Genomic DNA, 22,443 nt, shown 5'->3' with positions numbered 1-22,443 from the left:
CAATCATGTCATTATTTCCTGTTGTTATGGCCGGAGGCTCCGGTAGTCGTTTATGGCCGCTTTCTCGTGTTCTCTATCCAAAGCAGTTTCTCTGCCTGGAAGGTGAACTTACAATGTTACAAGCGACAATTAACCGATTACAGGGCATTGAATGCGAAAGTCCCGTCGTTATTTGTAACGAACAGCACCGCTTTATCGTTGCCGAGCAACTGCGCCAGATGAATAAACTCACTGAGAATATCATCCTCGAACCGGTTGGTCGTAATACTGCTCCGGCGATAGCGTTGGCTGCACTTGCTGCAGTACGTGCGCAGAATGAGGGCAATGCACTCATGCTGGTGCTGGCCGCCGATCACGTCATACAGGATGAAGAAGCGTTTCGTAATTCAGTTCGTAAGGCGCTACCTTATGCTGAAAATGGAAAGCTTGTGACCTTTGGCATCGTCCCGCAAAAACCAGAGACTGGCTATGGTTATATTCGTCGCGGTGTTCCATTTGATGGTGTTCAGAATGCCGATGCATTCGAAGTCGAGCAATTCGTCGAGAAACCTAATCTTGAAACAGCGGAAACCTATGTTGCCAGTGGTGAATACTATTGGAACAGTGGAATGTTCCTCTTCCGCGCCGATCGCTATCTTGAAGAATTGAAAAAATATCGTCCAGATATTCTGGAGGCGTGTGAAAAGGCAATGAGCGCTGTTGATCCTGACCTTAACTTTATTCGCGTTGACGAGGATGCTTTCAGAGCTTGTCCTGATGAGTCAATTGATTATGCCGTGATGGAACAGACTTCAGATGCTGTTGTGGTGCCAATGGATGCTGGCTGGAGTGATGTCGGCTCCTGGTCTTCGCTTTGGGATATTAGCCATAAGACTCCAGAGGGTAACGTCGTTACAGGTGACGTCTTGTCCTATAATACCGAAAATAGTTTCCTGTATTCTGAATCCGGGCTATTGACTACTGTTGGGGTGAAAGATTTGGTCGTTGTGCAGACCAAGGATGCTGTATTGATTGCCGATCGTAACGCCGTTCAGGATGTGAAGAAAATTGTCGAATCGATCAAAGCAGACGGCCGTCATGAACATCATACTCACCGCGAAGTTTATCGTCCCTGGGGTAAATATGACTCGATTGATACGGGAAGCCGCTATCAAGTTAAGCGATTGACCGTAAAGCCGGGCGAAGGTATCTCTCTTCAGATGCATCACCATCGTGCTGAGCATTGGATAGTCGTCGCAGGAACTGCACAAGTTACAATTAACGAGCAAACCAAACTCCTCGGTGAAAATGAGTCTATTTATATTCCTGTTGGAGCAACGCACTGTCTGGAGAACCCTGGAAAGATCCCTTTGGAATTGATTGAGGTTCGCTCAGGCTCTTATCTTGGAGAGGATGATATTGTACGTTTTGCTGACAGGTATGGTCGTGTTTGAGATTACGGTAAAATTATCATGGAAAAATTAACCTGTTTTAAAGCCTACGATATTCGCGGCAAGCTGGGCGAAGAGCTGAATGAAGATATCGCGTGGCGCATTGGCCGCGCGTACGGCGAATACTTAAAACCGCAGACCATCGTGCTGGGCGGTGACGTGCGTCTGACCAGTGAATCCCTGAAGCTGGCCCTGGCGAAAGGGCTGCAGGATGCAGGCGTGGACGTGCTGGACATCGGCCTTTCCGGAACCGAAGAGATTTACTTTGCCACGTTCCACCTGGGCGTGGACGGCGGTATCGAAGTGACGGCCAGCCACAACCCGATGGACTACAACGGGATGAAGCTGGTGCGCAAGGGCGCCCGTCCTATCAGCGGCGACACCGGCCTGCGCGACGTGCAGCGCCTGGCGGAAGCCAACGATTTCCCGCCGGTGAACGAGGCGAAGCGCGGCAGCTACAAAAAAATCAACCTGCAGAAAGAGTACATCGACCACCTGCTGGGCTACATCAACGTGGCAAACCTGAAGCCGCTGAAGCTGGTGATTAACTCCGGCAACGGCGCGGCCGGCCCGGTTGTCGATGCCCTGGAAGCGCGCTTTAAGGCCCTGAACGTGCCGGTGACCTTCGTGAAAGTGCACAACACCCCGGACGGCAACTTCCCGAACGGTATTCCTAACCCGCTGCTGCCGGAGTGCCGCGACGACACCCGCAACGCGGTGATTGAGCACGGCGCGGACATGGGCATCGCCTTTGACGGTGACTTTGACCGCTGCTTCCTGTTCGACGAGAAAGGGCTGTTCATCGAGGGCTACTACATTGTCGGCCTGCTGGCGGAAGCGTTCCTTGAGAAAAACCCGGGTGCGAAAATCATTCATGACCCGCGCCTTTCCTGGAACACCGTCGACGTGGTGTCAGCGGCAGGCGGCACGCCGGTGATGTCCAAAACCGGCCACGCCTTCATCAAAGAGCGCATGCGCGAAGAAGACGCCATCTACGGCGGCGAAATGAGCGCCCACCACTACTTCCGTGACTTTGCCTACTGCGACAGCGGGATGATCCCGTGGCTGCTGGTGACCGAGCTGCTGTGCCTGAAGGGGCAGACGCTGGGCGAGCTGGTGCGCGACCGTATGGCGGCGTTCCCGGCGAGCGGGGAGATCAACAGCAAGCTGGCGGAGCCGGCCAGGGCGATTGCCCGCGTGGAGCAGCACTTTGCGATCCACGCGCTGGAAATTGACCGTACCGACGGCATCAGCATGGCGTTCCCGCAGTGGCGCTTTAACCTGCGCTCGTCCAATACCGAGCCGGTGGTGCGCCTGAACGTGGAGTCCCGCGCTGACACGGCGCTGATGGAAGAGAAGACGCAAGAAATACTGGCTTTGCTCCGGAAGTGAGGGTCTGCCGCCAGCGTATATCTGGCGGCTTGACTGTACCTGGATTGTGCAATCAGTGTGACATAGATCAGCAAAAGCTATTCATGTCACCTAATACTGAGTTAACATCTCAACCACATTTCAAGCCGCGCATAAGCCGTGGTGACCACACCTGACAGGAGTATGTAATGTCCAAGCAACAGATCGGCGTTGTCGGTATGGCAGTGATGGGGCGCAACCTGGCGCTGAACATCGAAAGCCGTGGTTATACCGTCTCCGTTTTCAACCGCTCCCGTGATAAGACCGAAGAAGTCATTGCCGAGAACCCTGGCAAGAAACTGGTTCCTTTCTATACGGTGAAAGAGTTCGTTGAGTCTCTGGAAACGCCTCGTCGTATCCTGTTAATGGTGAAAGCTGGCGCAGGTACCGATGCAGCTATCGACTCCCTGAAGCCTTACCTCGAAAAAGGTGACATCATCATTGATGGCGGTAATACCTTCTTCCAGGACACCATTCGTCGTAATCGTGAACTTTCTGCTGAAGGCTTTAACTTCATCGGTACCGGTGTTTCCGGTGGTGAAGAGGGCGCTCTGAAAGGCCCATCCATCATGCCTGGCGGCCAGAAAGAAGCATACGAACTGGTTGCGCCTATTCTGACTAAAATCGCTGCTGTTGCAGAAGATGGCGAGCCGTGTGTGACTTATATCGGTCCTGACGGTGCCGGTCACTATGTGAAAATGGTGCATAACGGCATCGAATACGGCGACATGCAGCTGATTGCTGAAGCTTATTCCCTGCTGAAAGGCGGTCTTAACCTTTCTAACGAAGAGCTGGCTGAAACCTTTACCGAGTGGAACAAAGGCGAACTGAACAGCTACCTGATCGACATCACCAAAGATATCTTCACTAAAAAAGATGAAGAAGGTAAATACCTGGTTGATGTGATTCTGGACGAAGCAGCTAACAAAGGCACCGGTAAATGGACCAGCCAGAGCTCTCTTGATCTGGGCGAACCGCTGTCACTGATCACCGAATCCGTCTTCGCGCGTTACATCTCTTCCCTGAAAGAGCAGCGCGTTGCGGCATCTAAAGTGCTGTCTGGCCCTCAGGCTAAACCAGCGGGTGATAAAGCCGAATTCATTGAAAAAGTGCGTCGTGCACTGTACCTGGGTAAAATCGTCTCTTACGCGCAGGGCTTCTCTCAGCTGCGTGCGGCATCAGACGAGAACAACTGGGATCTGAATTACGGTGAGATCGCGAAGATCTTCCGCGCGGGCTGCATCATTCGTGCGCAGTTCCTGCAGAAAATCACCGATGCCTATGCTGAAAACGCCGGTATCGCCAACCTGCTGCTGGCACCGTACTTCAAGAAAATTGCTGACGAATATCAGCAGGCGCTGCGTGATGTGGTTGCCTACGCTGTCCAGAACGGTATCCCGGTTCCGACCTTCTCTGCTGCAGTAGCCTACTACGACAGCTACCGTGCGGCTGTTCTGCCAGCTAACCTGATTCAGGCACAGCGTGACTACTTCGGAGCGCATACTTACAAACGTACCGATAAAGAAGGCGTGTTCCATACCGAATGGATGGAATAAGTTAACTTACTCGCTGTCATCAAAACCCGGAGCCTGTCTCCGGGTTTTTTTATGCAAAAAATGTCGCCTGTTATTCGAAGTAGTCTGAATCTCGCCCCGCTCGTAGCCATTACTCCTGGTTTGCCTTGACAGTTCAGTTTCCCAGGAGGTACAAAGCCCAACAGTTATGTTTATCGCGATGGTCTGGCGGCCATCAGTACAGTTAACTCACAGAAGTCATTAGCGAATGAAAATAACAATCTCCGGAACAGGGTATGTCGGTCTTTCTAACGGCATTCTGATTGCTCAGAATCATGAAGTGGTTGCGCTGGATATCGTGCAGGCCAAAGTGGATATGCTCAATCAGAAAAAATCGCCGATTGTGGATAAAGAAATCCAGGACTATCTCAGCAATAAATCGCTGAATTTCCGCGCCACGACAGATAAAGAAGATGCATACCGCGATGCGGATTACGTCATCATTGCGACGCCTACTGACTACGATCCTAAAACCAACTATTTCAACACCTCAACGGTAGAAGCGGTAATCAAAGACGTTATCGCGATCAACCCTGATGCGGTGATGGTGATTAAATCGACCATCCCTGTCGGTTTTACCAAATCCATTAAAGAAAAATTCGGTATTGATAATATCTTCTTCTCGCCGGAATTCCTGCGTGAGGGGAGAGCGCTTTACGATAACCTGCATCCTTCGCGTATCGTTATTGGCGAACGTTCTGAGCGCGCTGAACGTTTTGCTGCGTTGCTACAGGAAGGGGCGCTGAAGAAAGATATTCAGGTGCTGTTTACCGACTCCACTGAAGCTGAGGCGATCAAGCTCTTCGCGAATACCTATCTGGCAATGCGAGTAGCTTATTTCAATGAACTGGACAGCTACGCAGAGAGCCTTGGCCTGAATACCCGTCAGATTATTGAAGGGGTATGTCTCGACCCACGCATTGGCAACCACTATAACAACCCGTCATTTGGCTACGGTGGCTATTGCCTGCCAAAAGACACGAAGCAACTGCTGGCAAACTATCAGGCGGTGCCGAATAATCTCATTTCGGCGATTGTTGATGCGAACCGTACCCGTAAAGATTTCATCTCTGACTCCATCCTCGCGCGTCAACCCAAAGTGGTGGGCGTATATCGTCTGATCATGAAGAGCGGTTCCGATAATTTCCGCGCTTCTTCTATTCAGGGGATCATGAAGCGCATTAAAGCCAAAGGGGTTGAGGTTATCATCTATGAGCCTGCCATGCCGGACGATCAGTTCTTCAATTCTCGAGTGATCCGCGACCTGGATGCATTCAAGAAAGAAGCCGATGTCATCATTTCAAACCGCATGGCTGAAGAACTGGCTGACGTAGTGGACAAAGTCTATACCCGAGATCTCTTCGGTAGCGACTAATTCTCTTGCTCCATAAAAAACCCGGCGGATAAGCCGGGTTATTATTTTCAGACTTTGTAAAACTCGCGGTACCAGTTAACGAAGTTTTTCACTCCATCCTTAACCGAGGTTTGCGGTGTAAATCCGATCACCTCATAAAGAGCCTGGGTATCGGCACTGGTCTCCAGAACATCCCCTGGCTGGAGAGGCAGCATGTTTTTCTCTGCTTTTGTACCCAGTGCTTCTTCCAACGCGGTAATGTAGTCCTTAAGTTCGACTGGCGAGCTGTTACCAATATTGTAAACGCGATACGGCGCGGAGCTGGTCGCCGGGGAACCGGTCTCAACGGTCCAGTCTGCATCGGCCTGAGGAATGACATCCTGCAGACGAATAATGGCTTCGGCGATGTCGTCGATGTAAGTGAAGTCGCGCTTCATCTTGCCATAGTTGTAAACGTCAATGCTTTTGCCTTCAATCATCGCTTTGGTGAATTTAAATAGCGCCATATCCGGGCGGCCCCATGGACCATACACGGTAAAGAAGCGCAGCCCGGTGGTCGGCAAGTTGTAAAGATGCGAATAGGTGTGCGACATCAACTCGTTGGCTTTTTTAGTCGCGGCATAGAGCGAGACCGGGTGATCCACGGAGTCGTCAGTGGAGAAAGGCATCTTGCGGTTGAGACCGTATACGGAGCTCGACGAGGCATACAGAAGATGCTGAACATTGTTATGGCGGCAGCCTTCCAGCACGTTGAGATGCCCAATAAGGTTGGCATCAGCATACGCGTGCGGGTTTTCCAGGGAGTAGCGCACACCCGCCTGCGCGGCAAGATGAATCACACGATCAAACTTCTCAGCCGCGAAAAGCGTGGCCATACCTTCCCGGTCGGCTAATTCCAGCTTGTGAAAGGTGAAACGCTCAGATTTTAACAGTTCCAGGCGTGCCAGCTTCAGGTTGACATCGTAGTATTCATTGAGGTTATCGATACCGACAACCTGATGACCAGCCTCAAGGAGGCGTTTACTGACATTCGCGCCGATAAAACCTGCTGCACCCGTGACCAAAAATTTCATAGCTTCCCTCATAAACCCTATTCTTTAGATGCCGTAACGCATCACATGGCGTCTATGATAGCGCGAAGGGGGTTAGTTACATAACCCATCTTTCCGATATTACTCATGGGATTCTTATAGAAAAATCGTCAGTAATCGTTAAACTATACAAACTTAATTATGTTTGCCCTTTTTTATCAGTTAGGGATTGTATGACGCAAAACAACAATAGCCAGGTCAGCAGAAGCAATGACCCTGAGCAAATTGATTTACTTGATTTAGTGTTCCAGCTGTGGCGTGGGAAGTGGGTGATAGCAGCCTTTGTTGTTGTTTTTATAGCCGTAGCAATTGGATATCTCTCTGTCGCAAAGGAAAAATGGACCTCAAGTGCGATTATTACGCAACCAGATGCGGCTCAGATTGCCAGCTATTCTAATGCGTTGAATATCCTGTATGGTACCGCCGCACCTACAATGGTTGACAACCAAATGCGCGCAATTGGCCGTTTTAGCTCCTCATTCTCGGCACTGTCGCAGTCTCTTGAAAACCAGACAGTGCCTGAAAAGCTTACCATCGAGCCCACGATTAAAGAGCAGCAGCTCCCGTTAATTGTCTCTTATACCAGTACTTCTGCAGACGCTGCGCAAAAGCAGCTGGCGCAATTCATCCAGCAGGTTGATGTGCAAACGGCTAAAGAACTCGCCGCTGACCTTAATGACAATATTAAGGAGCAAATAAAGACCCTGAAGGATTCTCTGAAAAACCAGGAGAAGGTCGCTCAGGAGCAAAAAGATCTGCGTATCAAACAGATTGCTGAGGCGTTGAAGAACGCAGAAGCGGCGAAAATTACATCGCCGCAGCTTCGGCAAACCCAGGAAGTGACTCAGGAAACGATGTTCCTGCTGGGAAGTGAGGGGCTGAAATCAATGATTGACAACGAAGCTTCTCTCCCGTTGGTCTTCCCAAGAGCCTATTATCAGACCAGGCGAAATCTGCTGGACATCCATAATCTGAACGTAAACCCGGAAACGATCCACGTTTACCGTTATGTTATGAAGCCGGAACTCCCTGTACGTCGTGACAGCCCGAAAACAGCTATTACGCTTATTCTTGCCGTGCTGCTTGGCGGGGTGCTTGGTTCAGGTGTGGTATTAGGCCGCAACGCATTGCGCAACTACAAACCAAAAGCCTGATTTGCAGATAAAAAAACCGGGGATATTCCCCGGTTTTTTTATTTGTGCCGTTTGCGAAGATTTTCAATCACCGCCGTCAAATCCAGCTCCTGATCCTGCAGCAGCACCAGCAGGTGATACATCAGGTCCGACGCTTCATTCGTCAGCTCCTCGCGGTCATGCACCGTCGCGGCCAGCGCGGTTTCAACGCCTTCTTCACCTACCTTCTGCGCAATACGCTTGGTTCCGCTGGCGTACAGCTTTGCGGTATACGAACTTTCAGGGTCAGCCGTTTTACGCTCTGCCAGCAGCTTTTCCAGTTTATACAGGAACAACCACTGGTGGCTCGCCTCGCCGAAGCAGCTGCTTGTGCCCTTATGGCAGGTTGGGCCGATTGGGTTTGCCAGCACCAGCAGGGTGTCGTTATCGCAGTCTGGCGTAATGCTCACTGCATTCAGGAAATGACCCGAGGTCTCGCCTTTGGTCCACAGGCGCTGTTTCGTGCGGGAGTAGAAGGTCACTTTGCCGCTGGCGAGCGTTTTCGCCAGCGCGTCCTGATTCATATACCCCAGCATCAGCACTTCGCCTGAGACTGCATGCTGGACAACCACCGGCAGTAATCCGTCCGTTTTTTCCCAGTCCAGCTGCGCCTGTTGTTGCTCTGTTAACATACTCTGATCTCCACGCCCTGGTCGGCCAGGTACGTTTTTAACTCACCAATATTAATAATCTGCTTGTGGAACACGGAAGCGGCCAGCGCGCCGTCCACGTTCGCATCGCGGAAGGCTTCCAGGAAATGTTCCATGGTGCCCGCGCCGCCGGAGGCAATCAGCGGAACGTGGCAGACCTCACGAACTTTTTTCAGCTGCTCGAGGTCATACCCGTTACGCACGCCGTCCTGGTTCATCATGTTGAGGACAATCTCGCCAGCGCCACGCTTCTGCACTTCCTGCACCCAGTCGAGCGTTTCCCACTGCGTCACGCGCGTGCGGCTTTCATCCCCCGTGTACTGGTTGACGTGATACTTGCCCGTTGCGGCGTCATACCAGGTGTCGATCCCAACCACAATACACTGCACGCCAAAACGATCGGCGAGGCGGGTAATGAGCTCCGGGTCGGCCAGGGCAGGGGAGTTGATGGAAATCTTGTCGGCGCCAAACGAGAGAATTTTGGCGGCGTCGTCAGCGGACTTAATTCCGCCCGCCACGCAGAACGGAATGTCGATCACTTCCGCCACGCGTTCCACCCAGCTTTTGTCGACCACGCGGCGATCGCTGGACGCGGTAATATCGTAGAACACCAGCTCGTCTGCGCCTTCATCAGCATAGCGTTTTGCCAGCGGAACGATGTCGCCAATGATCTCGTGGTTGCGGAACTGCACGCCTTTCACGACCTGGCCGTCACGTACGTCCAGGCAAGGGATTATCCGTTTTGCCAGCATTGAATAGCCTCCGTCACAGTAAATTTACCTTCCAGCAGAGCCCGGCCCACAATCACACCCTGCACACCGGTACCGCGCAGCGCGGCTACGTCGCCTATATCACCGATACCGCCGGAAGACTGGAACGCTATCTGCGGATAACGCGCACAAACCTCTTCATAAAGCGAGACGTTGGAGCCAGCCAGCGTGCCGTCGCGGGAGATGTCAGTGCATAACACGTGCTTCAGGCCAACGGGCAGATAGATATCAACCAGCTCTTCCAGCGTCACGCCGGAGTTTTCCTGCCAGCCGCTGACGGCCACCTGCTTGTTGCCCTGTTCGTCAATACGCACGTCCAGCGCCAGTACAAGGGCGTCGGCGCCAAAGCGGCGGAACCAGCCCTTCACCGTCTCAGGATCTTTCACGGCGGTTGAACCTACCACCACGCGGGCCACGCCAGCGTCCAGCAGCGCCGCGACGTCATCTTCCGTACGCACGCCGCCGCCAACCTGTACCGGCACATCAACACCCGCAACAAGTTGTTTAAGCAGCGGGATCTGGCGTTTCGCCGGGTCTTTCGCGCCAGTCAAATCCACAAGATGCAGTACCTGCGCACCCTGGGCGGCATAATCCTGCAGACGCGGCAGCGGATCGTTTCCGTAGTCTCGCTGCTGCCCGTAATCACCCTGATGCAGACGGACAACCGTACCGTCAATTAAATCTAACGCGGGAATAATCATCACATCTCCAGGAAGTTTTTCAGCAGCTGCGCGCCCGCGGCGCCAGAGCGCTCCGGGTGAAACTGCACGCCGAAGAAATTGTCTTTCTGTACGGCTGCCGTAAATGCCTCGCCGTAAGTGCACTGGGCGATCGTATTCACGTTCACCGGCATGGCGTAGCTGTGCACGAAGTAAAAATACGCGCCGTCTTCGATGCCGCGAAACAGCCTGTCGCCGGCTTTGGGGTACACGCGGTTCCAGCCCATATGCGGCAGAGGCAGACCGTGGTCAGTCATTTTCGGCACGTCTTCGTCAATAATGCCCAGCAGGTCAACGCCGTTATTCTCTTCGCTGCGGCGGCCCAGGATCTGCATGCCCAGGCATATGCCCAGCACCGGCTGGGTACAGGCCTTGATCAGATCGATCAGATCGCGTTCGCGAATCTGATCCATTGCAGCCTGCGCGGTACCTACGCCCGGTAAAAAGAGTTTGTCGGCGCGCAGCACCACGTCCGGGTCACGGCTCACCACCGGCTCGTAGCCGTGGCGCGCAATGGCCGATTTTACGGAGTTCAGGTTGGCGCATCCGGTATCCAGAATCACCACATTCATTACAGCACTCCTTTCGATGAAGGCAGGGCGTCACCTTCCACGCGAATTGCCTGGCGCAGGGTACGACCAAAGGCTTTGAAGAGACTCTCCACGCGGTGGTGGTCGTTCTTGCCTTTGGTTTTCAGGTGCAGCGTCAGTCCCATGGTGTAGGACAGGGAACGGAAGAAGTGCTCCACCATTTCGGTGCTGAGATCGCCGACGCGCTGGTAGGTGAAATCAGCTTTGTATTCCAGGTGCGGACGACCCGAGATGTCCATGGCGCAGCGCGCCAGACACTCGTCCATCGGCAGGACAAAGCCAAAACGGTTGATGCCGCGTTTATCACCGAGCGCAAGCTTCAGTGCTTCACCCAGCGCCAGGCCGGTATCTTCCACGGTGTGGTGATCGTCAATGTAGAGATCGCCTTTTACCGTAATTTCCATGCGGAAACCGCCGTGGGTGGCAATCTGGTCGAGCATGTGGTCGAAGAAACCGACGCCGGTGTGGATCTTGCTGCCGCCTTCGCGGTCCAGCCAGACCTTCACATCAATCTGCGTCTCTTTGGTGTTTCGTTCAACGTGCGAGTAGCGGTCACGTTTTGTCAGCTGCTCGCCAATCATCGTCCAGTTCAGGTTGTTGCGGTCGTATCGCAGTCCCGCGATGCCCATGTTTTCCGCCAGCGTAATATCGGTGATGCGATCGCCGATAACATAGCTGTTGGTTTTATCCAGCGCATCTTCAGCCAGGTAGCGCTCAACCAGCTTCACCTTTGGCTTACGGCAGTCGCACTCGTCGGCCGGCATGTGCGGGCAAATCAGCACTTCATCAAATACCACGCCCTGAGAGGTTAGCACCTGCATCATCAGGTTATGCGGGCCGTCAAAGTCTGCCTGCGGGAAGCTGTCGGTACCCAGACCATCCTGATTGGTGATCATCACCAGCCTGTATCCGGTTTTTTGCAGCTTGAGCAGCACCGGGATCACGTCAGGTTCAAACGCCAGCTTGTCGAATCGGTCGACCTGAAAATCAGCTGGTGGCTCCGAAATAAGGGTGCCGTCACGATCGATGAAAAGGATCTTCTGGGTCATACTTTCTCCGCTTTCAGGGCGTCAATCACGCGCTGGCTCTCTGCGCGGGTGCCGACGGTAATGCGCAGGCATCCGCTCAGGGAAGGTTGTTTATTCTGGTCTCGTAAGATAATGCCCTGATCCCATAAAGATTTAAATACGGCACTCGATGCGGTGAAGCGTACCAGGATGTAGTTGGTTTCCGAGTCGAACACCTGCTCCACGCACGGAATATCCTTCAGGGCAGTCACCAGATACTGACGTTCCTCCAGGATTTGCGCCACGCGCTCGCGCATCGCGTTGATCCCCTGAGGCGTCAGCGCCTGTGCCGCAATATCGGCAACCGGCGTTGAGAGCGGGTACGGGGCGATCACCTTCAGCAGCAGGTCGATGACCTCTTTATTCGCCAGCGTAAACCCGCAGCGCAGGCCCGCGAGGGCGAAGGCTTTTGACAACGTGCGCAGCACAACGAGATGCGGATACTCTTCCAGCCAGCCCGTCAGCGTCGCCTGCGGGCAGAACTCGATGTAGGCTTCGTCGGCCACCACCAGCGCTTTACCGCGCGTCATCTCCAGCAGGGTGCGGATATCCTGCGGATTAATAATCTGCCCGGTCGGGTTGTTTGGGCTGCAGACAAACACGACTTTTACGCCGTCGAGATTGTCGGCAATCCCCTGCAGATCCAGCTGCCAGTTCTCCAGCGCCTGCACGTTGCGGCACGCCACGCCGAAGGTTTCCGCGCTGACGCTGTACATGCCGTAGGTAGGTTGACAGTACATTACCGCGTCTTTGCCCGGCTCGCAGAACGCGCGGATCAGCAGTTCAATGCCCTCATCCGCGCCGCGGCTGACCAGCACCTGCTCTGGCTTCACGCCCGCGTACTGCGCGTAGTTTTCGATAACCGCTTTCGGCTGACACTCCGGATAGCGGTTCAGCGTTTGCTGCGAAAGCTCAAACTGCACCGCAGTCGGGAATTCGTTAGCATTCAGCCAAACATCCCCTTTGCCGCCCAGACGACGCGCAGACTGGTAAGGCGTCAGGCGACGGACATTTTCGCGGGCTAATTCTTCAATGTTCATGCTTGCTCCTTTAGGGCTGCAACGCGCAGCGTAACGGCATTTTTGTGGGCGGTCAGGCGCTCGGCGGCAGCCAGGGTTTCAATGGTCGAGGCCAGTGAGGCAAACCCTTCGCGGGAGAGTTCCTGCACGGTCATTCGCTTCTGGAAATCCGCCAGGCCGAGGCTGGAACAGGTTGAGGTGTAGCCGTACGTTGGCAGCACGTGGTTGGTGCCGGAGGCGTAATCGCCCGCTGACTCCGGTGACCAGTCGCCGAGGAACACCGAGCCCGCGCTGGTAATGCTGTCGACCAGATCGCGCGCGTTGCGGGTCTGAATAATCAGGTGCTCCGGGCCGTACTGGTTAGAAATGGCAATGCACTGCTCAAGATCGCGCGCCACAATCAGGCGGCTGGCCGCTAACGCCTGGCGTGCCGTTTCGGCGCGAGGCAGGTCGGCAAGCTGACGCTCAACGGCTTCGCCCACGCGTTTTGCCATATTGGCGTCCGGCGTCAGCAGGATGACCTGCGAGTCCGGGCCGTGTTCCGCCTGTGAAAGCAGGTCGGATGCCACGAAATCCGGCGTTGCGCCGCTGTCGGCAATCACCAGCACCTCAGACGGGCCGGCAGGCATATCGATGGCCGCACCGTCCAGACGCTGGCTGACCTGGCGCTTGGCTTCGGTCACATACGCATTGCCCGGACCAAAGATTTTGTCGACCTTCGGAATGGATTCCGTGCCGAACGCCAGGGCCGAAATCGCCTGCGCGCCACCCACTTTATAGACCGCCTGCACGCCGCACAGCTTCGCCGCGTAGAGGATCTCGTCGGCAATCGGTGGCGGCGAGCACAGCACCACTTTCTGACACCCGGCAATCCGCGCGGGAGTCGCCAGCATCAGTACGGTGGAGAAAAGCGGCGCAGAGCCGCCGGGAATATAGAGGCCGACGGACGCAACCGGGCGGGTTACCTGCTGGCAACGCACGCCGGGCAGGGTTTCGACATCTACGGTCTGCAGCTTCTGCGCGGTGTGGAAGGTATCAATGTTTTTCACCGCAACAGCCATTGCCTGCTTGATGTCGTCACCCAGACGATTGCTGGCATCAATGATTTCCTGCTCGGTAACCTGTAATGCGCCGACTTCCGTCTTATCAAACTTCGCGCTGTATTCACGCAGCGCGTCATCGCCACGGGCTTTGACGTTATCCAGGATCTCTGCCACGGTGAGCGAGATGCTTTCAGAGGCGGAAATCGCCGGGCGCATCAGGAGCTCGCGCTGCCGTGCGTCGCTACAGGTATTCCAGTCGATGATTGTGTTAAAGCTCATGGCCATTACTCCATCATCTTCTCAATCGGCAGCACCAGGATGGAGCTTGCACCCAGCGCCTTCAGTTTTTCCATGGTTTCCCAGAACAGGGTTTCGCTGCTCACCATGTGCATCGCCACGCGCTGCTGATCGCCCGCCAGCGGCAGGATGGTTGGGCGCTCGGCGCCCGGCAGCAGGGCAATCACTTCATCCAGGCGCTCGGTTGGGGCGTGCATCATGATGTACTTGGACTCACGCGCCTGAATGACGCCTTGAATGCGGGTCAGCAGCTTGTCAATCAGCTGCTGCTTGGCATCCGCCATCTCGCCGTCGCGCTGAATCAGGCACGCTTTGGAGCGGTAGATAACTTCCACTTCGCGCAGGCCGTTCGCTTCCAGCGTCGCGCCGGTAGAGACCAGGTCACAGATGGCGTCCGCCAGGCCCGCACGCGGCGCCACTTCAACAGAGCCGTTCAGCAGACAGGATTTAAACTGCACGCCTTTCTGATCCAGATAACGCTTTAACAGGTGAGGGTAGGAGGTGGCAATACGTTTGCCGTTCAGCGCGGCCGGGCCGTCCCAGGCTTCATCAACCGGCGTTGCCAGCGACAGGCGGCAGCCGCCGAAGTCCAGACGACGCAGGGTGAAGTAACGCGGATCTTCGCCCTGCGCGCGGCGGGTCAGCAGCTCTTCTTCCAGCACGTTTTCCCCGATGATGCCGAGGTCAACGACGCCATCCATGACCAGGCCGGGAATATCGTCATCACGCACGCGCAGAATGTCGATGGGCATGTTTTCAGCCAGAGCAATCAGGCGCTGGGTGTGCAGGTTAATTTTAATCCCGCAGCGGGCCAGCAGTTCGCGTGAATCGTCACTCAAACGGCCTGATTTTTGAATAGCTATGCGTAAACGTGAGTTATCTAACATTCTTTATTCCTCGTTAACCTGTTTTAACCTGTCTGAATTCGGTCCAAAAAAAAGCCCCCGGAAGAAGATCTTCCGGGGGCTTTTTCATGCGTTCATGCACCACTGGAAGATCCAAACGTCTTCCAGCACACATCGCCTGAAAGACTAGTCAGGATGATGGTGATGATGGTGGTGTTTAAATTGAACGCGTGTCATATAAATTCTCGATGAATGCTTATTCATTTGATGTCTTTTAACCTAAACCAGTTTTACGACATATTGCAAGGGCTTTTTTTGATCATTAATTCATTTCATATTGATGCTATGAATTGTGTGTTCTGCCGGGCTGGCGTAGCCTTATGAAAGACGAGTGAGAGTCAGGAGAATTCGCATGAAAAAGGTCGCGATTGTCGGTTTAGGATGGCTGGGAATGCCGCTGGCGATGTCATTAGCCGCGAAAGGCTGGCAGGTGACCGGGAGCAAGACCACCCGAGATGGGGTCGAAGCGGCGCGCATGTGCGGTATTGATGGCGTTGAACTGCGTCTGGAGCCGGAACTGGTGTGTGATGCGGACGATCTGGACACGCTGATGAACGTGGATGCGCTGGTGATTACGCTACCCGCGCGGCGCAGCGGACCGGGCGAATCATTTTATCTGCAGGCGATGCAGGAGATTGTCGACAGTGCGCTGGCGCATCACGTACCGCGCATTGTTTTCACCAGCTCGACGTCGGTCTATGGCGATGCTGAAGGTGTGGTAAAAGAGAACTCTGAGCGCCGTCCCGTTACGGCGAGCGGTCAGGTACTGAAAGAGCTGGAAGACTGGCTGCATAATCTTCCCGGCACGCAGGTTGATATCGTGCGTCTGGCAGGATTGGTGGGGCCTGGACGCCATCCAGGACGCTTTTTTGCCGGAAAGACGGCGCCAGACGGCCAGCATGGCGTGAATCTTGTCCATCTTGAGGATGTTATTGGCGCGGTTGAGTTACTCTTACAGGCTCCGAAAGGCGGACACATCTATAATATATGTGCACCGTCTCATCCGGCGCGCAGCATCTTTTACCCGCTGATGGCACGTCAGCTTGGGCTGGCTCCGCCGGTCTTTAGTGAGGCAAAAGATGACAGCAAAGGCAAAATTGTTGATGGCAATCGCATTTGTCATGAGCTGGGGTTTGAGTATCAGTATCCCGATCCGCTGGTGATGCCCATGGAATAAGACCCGCAGCGGAGACGATCGCACACCAGAAGGGGGCGAGCATGAAACCGCTGCTGGATGTTCTTATTATTCTGGATGCACTGGAAAAAGAGGGGAGCTTTGCCGCTGCGTCGGCAAAGCTCTACAAAACCCCATCTGCGTTGAGCTACACCGTTCAAAAACTGGAAAGCGATCTCAATATTCAGATCCTCGATCGCTCCGGGCACCGCGCACGTTTTACCCGAACCGGACAGATGCTGCTGGAAAAAGGCCGCGAAGTTCTGCATACCGTTCGCGAGCTGGAAAAACAGGCCGTTAAGCTCCATCAGGGATGGGAAAACGAGCTGGTTATTGGCGTGGATGATACCTTTCCGTTTTCTCTCCTGACGCCGCTGATTGAAGCTTTTTATCAACACCACAGCGTGACCCGTCTTATCTTTATAAATGGCGTGCTGGGTGGCTCCTGGGATGCTTTAACGCAGGGAAGGGCGGATATTTTTGTGGGTGCACTCCATGAGCCTCCCCAGCTGAGCGATTTTGGTTTTGCCCGGCTGGGCGTGCTGGAGCAGGTATTTGCCGTGGCGCCCCATCATCCCCTGGCTCAGGAGCCTGAGCCGCTTAACCGTCGTATGATTAAAGGCTACCGCGCCATCGTGGTTGGGGACAGCTCTCGTCCGGAATGTTCGGCCTCCTCGCAGCTGCTTGATGAGCAGGAGGCCATCACCGTTTTCGACTTTAAAACCAAGCTGGAGCTGCAAATAAGCGGCCTGGGCTGCGGCTATTTGCCCCGCTATCTGGCGCAGAGGTTTATTGACAGCGGTGCGCTTGTTGAAAAACAGGTACTTGCTCAAAACAGCCATGAGTCGGTGTGGGTGGGCTGGAATGAACAGACCGCCGGGCTGGCCAGTGCCTGGTGGCGCGACGAAATTTTAGCAAATAGTGCTATCGCCGCTGTTTATGCTCAGGGCAGCGTCGAGAAATCAGCCAGTTAGCAAAAAGAAAATTACCCGCTGCGTTGCAAAGTATTGCCTTTTGTATCCGATGTGGGGCAAAATGCCGCCGCTGCAACCAAATGAATAATCGACGATATAAAAGGCGTCGGTTATTTTTTTTTGCATGTACGAAACGAAACTAAAAACCAAGAGGCCGGGCTTCGTACCGGATAGATATTTACTAAAATCCGACAGTTGTTGTCGCTGAGGAAGAAACAAATGGGGCAATTTTTCGCTTACGTGGCGGTTATCACCTTAAAGGAGAATAACTATGTCGCATAACGCAACTCCAAACACCTCTCGCGTGGAATTACGTAAAACGCTTACGTTGATTCCGGTTGTTATGATGGGCCTGGCCTATATGCAACCGATGACGCTGTTCGATACATTCGGTATCGTATCAGGCCTCACAGACGGTCATGTGCCGACGGCTTACGGCTTCGCGCTGATTGCGATCCTCTTTACCGCGCTGAGCTACGGTAAGCTGGTTCGCCGCTATCCGTCTGCCGGTTCCGCCTACACTTATGCACAGAAATCCATCAGCCCGACGGTTGGCTTTATGGTGGGCTGGTCTTCGCTGCTCGACTACCTGTTCGCGCCGATGATCAACATTCTGCTGGCAAAAATCTATTTTGAAGCGCTGGTGCCATCGATTCCATCCTGGATGTTCGTCGTGGCGCTGGTGGCCTTTATGACGGCCTTCAACCTGCGCAGCATTAAGTCTGTTGCCAACTTTAACTCCGTTATCGTTGTGCTTCAGGTTGTCCTGATTGCCGTTATTCTTGGCATGGTGATCTATGGCGTGTTCCACGGCGAAGGCGCTGGTACGCTGGCGAGCAGCAAACCGTTCTGGTCTGGTGATGCGCATGTGATCCCGATGATTACCGGGGCAACCATTCTGTGCTTCTCCTTTACCGGTTTTGACGGGATCAGCAACCTGTCCGAGGAAACGAAGGATGCAGAGCGCGTGATCCCGCGTGCCATCTTCCTGACGGCGCTGATTGGCGGTCTGATCTTTATTTTCTCGACCTATTTCCTGCAGCTGTACTTCCCGGATATCTCTCGCTTCAAGGATCCGGATGCGTCTCAGCCAGAAATCATGCTGTATGTGGCGGGTAAAGCGTTCCAGGTTGGCGCGCTGATCTTCTCCACCATCACCGTACTGGCATCCGGTATGGCCGCGCATGCAGGCGTTGCGCGTCTGATGTACGTAATGGGCCGCGATGGCGTATTCCCGAAAAGTTTCTTCGGCTACGTGCATCCAACCTGGCGTACCCCGGCGATGAACATTATCCTGGTCGGTGCGATCGCGCTTCTGGCGATTAACTTTGACCTGGTGATGGCAACGGCGCTGATTAACTTCGGTGCGCTGGTGGCGTTTACCTTTGTTAACCTGTCGGTTATCTCTCAGTTCTGGATCCGTGAAAAGCGTAACAAAACGCTGAAAGATCACTTCCAGTATCTGTTCCTGCCGATGTGTGGTGCCCTGACCGTGGGCGCGCTGTGGGTTAACCTGGAAGAGAGCTCGATGGTGCTTGGCCTGATTTGGGCGGGTATCGGCCTGATTTACCTGGCCTGCGTTACGAAGAGCTTCCGTAACCCGGTTCCGCAGTACGAAGACGTCGCGTAAGACTGTGTCGGGTGGCGGTTACGCCTTACCCGACCTACATAACCCGTAAGCCCGCGTAAGCGCAGCGCCGCAGGGCAAAAAAAAACCGGAGACCATCGCCTCCGGTTTTTTTATTTCTGACTTTCAGACTATCTCTTGCGCGTACTGGAACAGGGATTTCAACAGTGCCTGTTTCTCAGCATTCCCTTCATACTGGCCATAAAGCATTTCCAGCTCCTGAGCATAGCTGTGCAGATACTCTGGGGTAAATACGTTGCGACGGTGCTGCAGCCAGCGTTCCTGCTCTGCTTCATCCAGGGTTCCCGGGTAATTACGCGCGCGGTAATTAAACATCAGCTTTTCGATGCGCTTATCGGCGAAGGTGATATCAAGCGCCGGTAAGTTACGCGGCTCGGTTTGCAGAACGATATTCATGGCCGCGCGATCGGCATCGCTGAAGAAGCCGTTATAGAGCTGGGCATCCACGTTTTCAGACGGCACGAATGGTTCCGCCTCGGCAAAGATAGCAACCACTTTCTCGCGCACCTGCGGGTTTTCGCGCAGCACTTTCAGGTTATCGAGGCAGTGCTGACGGTTGATGCCCAGCCTGTCTGCATCTTCCGGGCGCAGCGTGTTCGCCTGAGCGAGTACCGGACATTTATTTATATGCACCAGTTTGACCGGCACCGCGGGCAGATCGCCGAGTTCATTTTTTGGCGTGTACAAACGTTCGCGCAGGGTATCGCTGTCGAGCTCCAGCAGGGGTGAAATATCGCCCGCCAGGTCCACCATGATGACCGCATTACGGTTGTCCGGATGCCACGCCAGCGGGGCAACCCAGCTGGTATTGCCGCGCCATGCACCAAACATGCCGGAAATATGCACCAGCGGCTTCATCTGCGGTACGTCGATAAGGGTCATAAGCTTCTGCTTGCTGCGATGGCTTAGCAGATACTCAAACAGCCGGGGCTGTGCGCTTTTCACCAGCTTCGCCATGGCAATGGTGGCATAGACGTCCGCCATCGCGTCGTGGGCGTTGCTGTGCTCGATACCGTTGGCGCGCGTCAGGTGTTCCAGCCGGAAGCTGGTCAGCCCTTCCTCATTTTCCGGCCAGTTAATGCCTTCAGGACGCAGGGCGTAGCAGGCGCGCATGATGTCGAGCAAATCCCAGCGTGAATTGCGGTTCTGCCAGCTCCAGGCATAGGGATCGTAGAAGTTGCGATAAAAGATATTGCGCGTCACTTCGTCATCGAAGCGGATGTTGTTGTAACCGACCACGCAGGTATTGGGGACGGTAAACAGATCGTGGATGCGTCGGGCGAATTCTGCCTCGTTAACGCCTTTCTCCCGCGCTTCCTGAGGGGTGATGCCGGTAACCATGACCGCGCCGGGCTGCGGCAGGTAGTCATCCGCAGGCTTGCAGTAAAAGGCCTCGGGCTCGCCAATAATGTTGAATTCGTCGTCGGTACGGATGGCGGCAAACTGCGCCGGTCGGTCCAGCGCCGGGTGAGTGCCAAAGGTTTCGTAGTCGTGGAACAAAAAAGTCGGGCGAGCGGCAGAGTCAGACACCAGTAATACCATCCTGTTAAAAAATGACGTCACTATGGTAAACGATCGCGCGGGTCAGACCGAATAAAAAGCACCGCCGCGTGGCAAATTTGCGCGCCAGCTTCAGAGAAAAATCTGCGTTCTGTCACATTTTTTTGCAATTAAGCCAGGTAACGACATCAGAACTCCCGTAAAAAGGTCATCGATTTTTACTGACCTGAGGATATACCGTTGAAACGCCGTCTGTTTATTGCTGTTTGTTTACTCGCTTCGAGTGTCTCATCTGCTTTTGCGGCCGAACCACTGGATTTTTCGCCGCAGCCTCCGGCCATTCAGGCTGGCTCCTGGGTGCTGATGGACTACACGACTGGTCAGATTTTAACGGCGGGCAACGAACATCAACAACGTAATCCGGCGAGCCTGACCAAGCTGATGACGGGCTATGTGGTTGATCGGGCCATTGATAGCCACCGCATTACGCCGGACGACATTGTCACCGTAGGGCGTGACGCGTGGGCAAAAGGTAACCCGGTTTTTGACGGCTCGTCGCTGATGTTCCTGAAAGAGGGCGATCGCGTCTCCGTGCGCGATCTGAGCCGCGGTCTGATAGTCGATTCCGGCAACGACGCCTGCGTGGCGCTGGCCGATCACGTGGCGGGCGGGCAGCCGCAGTTCGTGAAAATGATGAACGACTACGTGCAGAAGCTGAACCTGCGCGATACGCATTTTGAAACCGTCCACGGGCTGGACGCGCCGGGCCAGCACAGCTCCGCCTATGACCTGGCCGTACTCTCCCGGGCCATCATCCACGGCGAGCCTGAGTTTTACCATATGTACAGCGAAAAGAGCCTGACCTGGAACGGGATCACCCAGCAAAACCGTAACGGCCTGCTGTGGGATAAAACCATGAACGTGGACGGCCTTAAAACGGGGCATACCTCGGGGGCTGGCTTTAACCTGATTGCGTCTGCCGTAGACGGCCAGCGCCGTTTAATCGCTGTGGTGATGGGGGCGGACAGCCCGAAAGGGCGTGAGGACCAGGCCCGAAAACTGCTGCACTGGGGACAGCAGAATTTCGATACGGTGCAGATCCTGCATAGCGGAAAAAAAGTGGGGACGGAGCGCATCTGGTACGGCGACAAGGAACAGGTGAAACTGGGAACCGACCAGGACTTCTGGCTGGCCTTGCCGAAAGCGGAAGTGCCGAACATCAAAGCCAAATACGTGCTGGATAAAAAAGAGCTGGAAGCGCCGATTGCCGCGCATCAGCGGGTCGGGGAAATCCAGCTCTATGACCGCGATAAAGTGGTAGCCCACTGGCCGCTGGTCACGCTGGAAGCCGTTGATAAAGGCGGCCTGTTCTCTCGACTGAGCGATTACCTGCATCACACGCTCTAACGGCAGATGAGCAGACTGGCAGGGTTGCGAGTCTGCTCACATAATAAACACTCCTCGTTTGCTGATAATGATAATCCAGCTTTATAGTGTATAAATATACAGTAATAAATGGAGGCAGCATGGACTACAGCATTAAGCAGCAACAGAAACGTAAGATTGCCGGTTTTCATTTGGTCGGCCCGTGGGAACACACGGTAAAGCAGGGCTTTGAACAGCTGGTCATGTGGGTTGACGGGCGTCACATTGAGCCGCTGGAGTGGGTGGCGGTCTATTACGATAACCCGGATGAGGTCCCGGCAGAAAAACTGCGCTGTGATACGGCCATTACCGTACCGGACGATTTCGTTATTCCGGAAAACAGCGAAGGCGTCATGATGACGGAAATCGCGGCCGGGGACTATGCCGTGGCGACGGCTCGCGTGGAAAACTACGACTTCGCCACGCCCTGGTATCAGTTTTTCAATTCCCTGCTTCAGGACAATAAGTACCAGATGGCGCTTAAGCCCTGCTTCGAACGCTATCTCAATGACGGCAATGCGGACGGTTACTGGGATATCGAAATGTATATCGCCGTCGAGCATAAAACGGTTTAAGCCTGCTAAATGAAGGGTTTTTCAGCCGGGAACGATCCGCCCGGCTGAAAACACAG

Annotated in this window: 22 protein-coding genes and 1 other annotated feature; of the genes, 11 read left to right on the top strand and 11 right to left on the bottom strand. The window is 54.3% G+C overall.

Translation table 11 applies throughout. The features are described from left to right. The first annotated feature begins 5 nt into the window (after window positions 1-5). From cpsB to ugd, 4 genes are all read left to right on the top strand, one after another. Window positions 6-1,433 (top strand): mannose-1-phosphate guanyltransferase, encoded by a 1,428-nt coding sequence (gene cpsB, locus AB3N39_RS13485; RefSeq protein ID WP_367896796.1) that lies wholly within the window; start codon window positions 6-8, stop codon window positions 1,431-1,433. A gap of 18 nt (window positions 1,434-1,451) precedes the next feature. Beyond that, window positions 1,452-2,822, top strand: coding sequence for a colanic acid biosynthesis phosphomannomutase CpsG (cpsG, locus tag AB3N39_RS13480; protein WP_367896795.1), 1,371 nt, complete (start codon window positions 1,452-1,454; stop codon window positions 2,820-2,822). Between the two features lie 167 nt (window positions 2,823-2,989). Beyond that, window positions 2,990-4,396 (top strand): NADP-dependent phosphogluconate dehydrogenase, encoded by a 1,407-nt coding sequence (gndA, locus tag AB3N39_RS13475; RefSeq protein WP_025913289.1) that lies wholly within the window; start codon window positions 2,990-2,992, stop codon window positions 4,394-4,396. A gap of 226 nt (window positions 4,397-4,622) precedes the next feature. After that, window positions 4,623-5,789, top strand: a complete 1,167-nt coding sequence (gene ugd / locus AB3N39_RS13470; protein WP_367896794.1) for a UDP-glucose 6-dehydrogenase — start codon at window positions 4,623-4,625, stop codon at window positions 5,787-5,789. Window positions 5,790-5,836: 47 nt separating this feature from the next. Here ugd and AB3N39_RS13465 read toward each other — a convergent pair whose 3' ends face one another. Then, window positions 5,837-6,841, bottom strand: coding sequence for an NAD-dependent epimerase (locus AB3N39_RS13465; RefSeq protein WP_367896793.1), 1,005 nt, complete (start codon window positions 6,839-6,841; stop codon window positions 5,837-5,839). A 191-nt stretch (window positions 6,842-7,032) separates the two neighbouring features. Here AB3N39_RS13465 and wzzB point away from each other — a divergent pair, with 191 nt between their 5' ends. Next, on the top strand, window positions 7,033-8,013 hold the full coding sequence (wzzB, locus tag AB3N39_RS13460; RefSeq protein WP_367896792.1) for an LPS O-antigen chain length determinant protein WzzB: 981 nt from the start codon (window positions 7,033-7,035) through the stop codon (window positions 8,011-8,013). Window positions 8,014-8,051: 38 nt separating this feature from the next. Here the strand turns inward: wzzB and hisIE are convergent, their stop codons facing one another. From hisIE to hisL, 9 genes are all read right to left on the bottom strand, one after another. Beyond that, window positions 8,052-8,663, bottom strand: a complete 612-nt coding sequence (gene hisIE, locus AB3N39_RS13455) for a bifunctional phosphoribosyl-AMP cyclohydrolase/phosphoribosyl-ATP diphosphatase HisIE (protein WP_133294760.1) — start codon at window positions 8,661-8,663, stop codon at window positions 8,052-8,054. After that, complete coding sequence (hisF, locus tag AB3N39_RS13450) at window positions 8,657-9,433, bottom strand: imidazole glycerol phosphate synthase subunit HisF (RefSeq protein ID WP_367896791.1); 777 nt, start codon at window positions 9,431-9,433, stop codon at window positions 8,657-8,659. The genes hisIE and hisF overlap by 7 nt, the downstream gene beginning before the upstream one ends. Beyond that, window positions 9,415-10,152, bottom strand: coding sequence for a 1-(5-phosphoribosyl)-5-[(5-phosphoribosylamino)methylideneamino]imidazole-4-carboxamide isomerase (gene hisA, locus AB3N39_RS13445; protein WP_111966137.1), 738 nt, complete (start codon window positions 10,150-10,152; stop codon window positions 9,415-9,417). Before hisA ends, hisF begins: the two co-directional genes overlap by 19 nt. Next, window positions 10,152-10,742, bottom strand: a complete 591-nt coding sequence (gene hisH, locus AB3N39_RS13440) for an imidazole glycerol phosphate synthase subunit HisH (RefSeq protein ID WP_143345291.1) — start codon at window positions 10,740-10,742, stop codon at window positions 10,152-10,154. The genes hisA and hisH overlap by 1 nt, the downstream gene beginning before the upstream one ends. After that, the gene (gene hisB / locus AB3N39_RS13435) at window positions 10,742-11,809 is read right to left on the bottom strand and encodes a bifunctional histidinol-phosphatase/imidazoleglycerol-phosphate dehydratase HisB (protein WP_367896790.1); all 1,068 of its coding nucleotides are present in this window, start codon (window positions 11,807-11,809) and stop codon (window positions 10,742-10,744) included. The genes hisH and hisB overlap by 1 nt, the downstream gene beginning before the upstream one ends. Beyond that, a complete protein-coding gene (hisC, locus tag AB3N39_RS13430; protein ID WP_111966140.1) occupies window positions 11,806-12,867 on the bottom strand; it encodes a histidinol-phosphate transaminase in 1,062 nt (353 codons plus the stop codon). The genes hisB and hisC overlap by 4 nt, the downstream gene beginning before the upstream one ends. Continuing rightward, window positions 12,864-14,168, bottom strand: coding sequence for a histidinol dehydrogenase (hisD, locus tag AB3N39_RS13425; protein WP_367896789.1), 1,305 nt, complete (start codon window positions 14,166-14,168; stop codon window positions 12,864-12,866). Before hisD ends, hisC begins: the two co-directional genes overlap by 4 nt. Window positions 14,169-14,173: 5 nt before the next feature. Beyond that, a complete protein-coding gene (gene hisG / locus AB3N39_RS13420) occupies window positions 14,174-15,073 on the bottom strand; it encodes an ATP phosphoribosyltransferase (RefSeq protein WP_000886595.1) in 900 nt (299 codons plus the stop codon). Between the two features lie 45 nt (window positions 15,074-15,118). Further along, window positions 15,119-15,242 (bottom strand) — a sequence feature (His leader region). Further along, entirely contained in the window at window positions 15,218-15,268 is a 51-nt protein-coding gene (gene hisL, locus AB3N39_RS13415) for a his operon leader peptide (protein WP_001364200.1), read from the bottom strand. (Overlaps the previous feature by 25 nt.) Window positions 15,269-15,443: 175 nt before the next feature. Here hisL and AB3N39_RS13410 point away from each other — a divergent pair, with 175 nt between their 5' ends. The 4 genes from AB3N39_RS13410 to plaP all read left to right on the top strand — a co-directional run bounded on the left by AB3N39_RS13410 (window position 15,444) and on the right by plaP (window position 18,869). Beyond that, a complete protein-coding gene (locus AB3N39_RS13410; RefSeq protein WP_367896788.1) occupies window positions 15,444-16,268 on the top strand; it encodes an SDR family oxidoreductase in 825 nt (274 codons plus the stop codon). Window positions 16,269-16,309: 41 nt separating this feature from the next. Further along, a complete protein-coding gene (locus tag AB3N39_RS13405; RefSeq protein WP_111966142.1) occupies window positions 16,310-17,239 on the top strand; it encodes a LysR substrate-binding domain-containing protein in 930 nt (309 codons plus the stop codon). A 219-nt stretch (window positions 17,240-17,458) separates the two neighbouring features. After that, on the top strand, window positions 17,459-17,521 hold the full coding sequence (gene yoeI, locus AB3N39_RS13400) for a membrane protein YoeI (protein ID WP_111966150.1): 63 nt from the start codon (window positions 17,459-17,461) through the stop codon (window positions 17,519-17,521). Further along, on the top strand, window positions 17,511-18,869 hold the full coding sequence (plaP, locus tag AB3N39_RS13395; protein ID WP_023312362.1) for a putrescine/proton symporter PlaP: 1,359 nt from the start codon (window positions 17,511-17,513) through the stop codon (window positions 18,867-18,869). Before yoeI ends, plaP begins: the two co-directional genes overlap by 11 nt. Before the next feature lie 123 nt (window positions 18,870-18,992). Here plaP and sbcB read toward each other — a convergent pair whose 3' ends face one another. Further along, window positions 18,993-20,420, bottom strand: coding sequence for an exodeoxyribonuclease I (gene sbcB / locus AB3N39_RS13390; RefSeq protein ID WP_252093314.1), 1,428 nt, complete (start codon window positions 20,418-20,420; stop codon window positions 18,993-18,995). A 207-nt stretch (window positions 20,421-20,627) separates the two neighbouring features. Here sbcB and dacD point away from each other — a divergent pair, with 207 nt between their 5' ends. Both dacD and sbmC read left to right on the top strand, forming a co-directional pair. Next, entirely contained in the window at window positions 20,628-21,794 is a 1,167-nt protein-coding gene (dacD, locus tag AB3N39_RS13385; protein WP_136195834.1) for a serine-type D-Ala-D-Ala carboxypeptidase DacD, read from the top strand. A 119-nt stretch (window positions 21,795-21,913) separates the two neighbouring features. Further along, the gene (sbmC, locus tag AB3N39_RS13380) at window positions 21,914-22,387 is read left to right on the top strand and encodes a DNA gyrase inhibitor SbmC (RefSeq protein WP_367896787.1); all 474 of its coding nucleotides are present in this window, start codon (window positions 21,914-21,916) and stop codon (window positions 22,385-22,387) included. Window positions 22,388-22,443: the final 56 nt, after the last annotated feature.

This window comes from Enterobacter vonholyi (genome assembly GCF_040834095.1).
Classification (GTDB): Bacteria; Pseudomonadota; Gammaproteobacteria; order Enterobacterales; family Enterobacteriaceae; genus Enterobacter; species Enterobacter vonholyi.
This window is presented reverse-complemented; position numbering and strand designations above follow the sequence as displayed.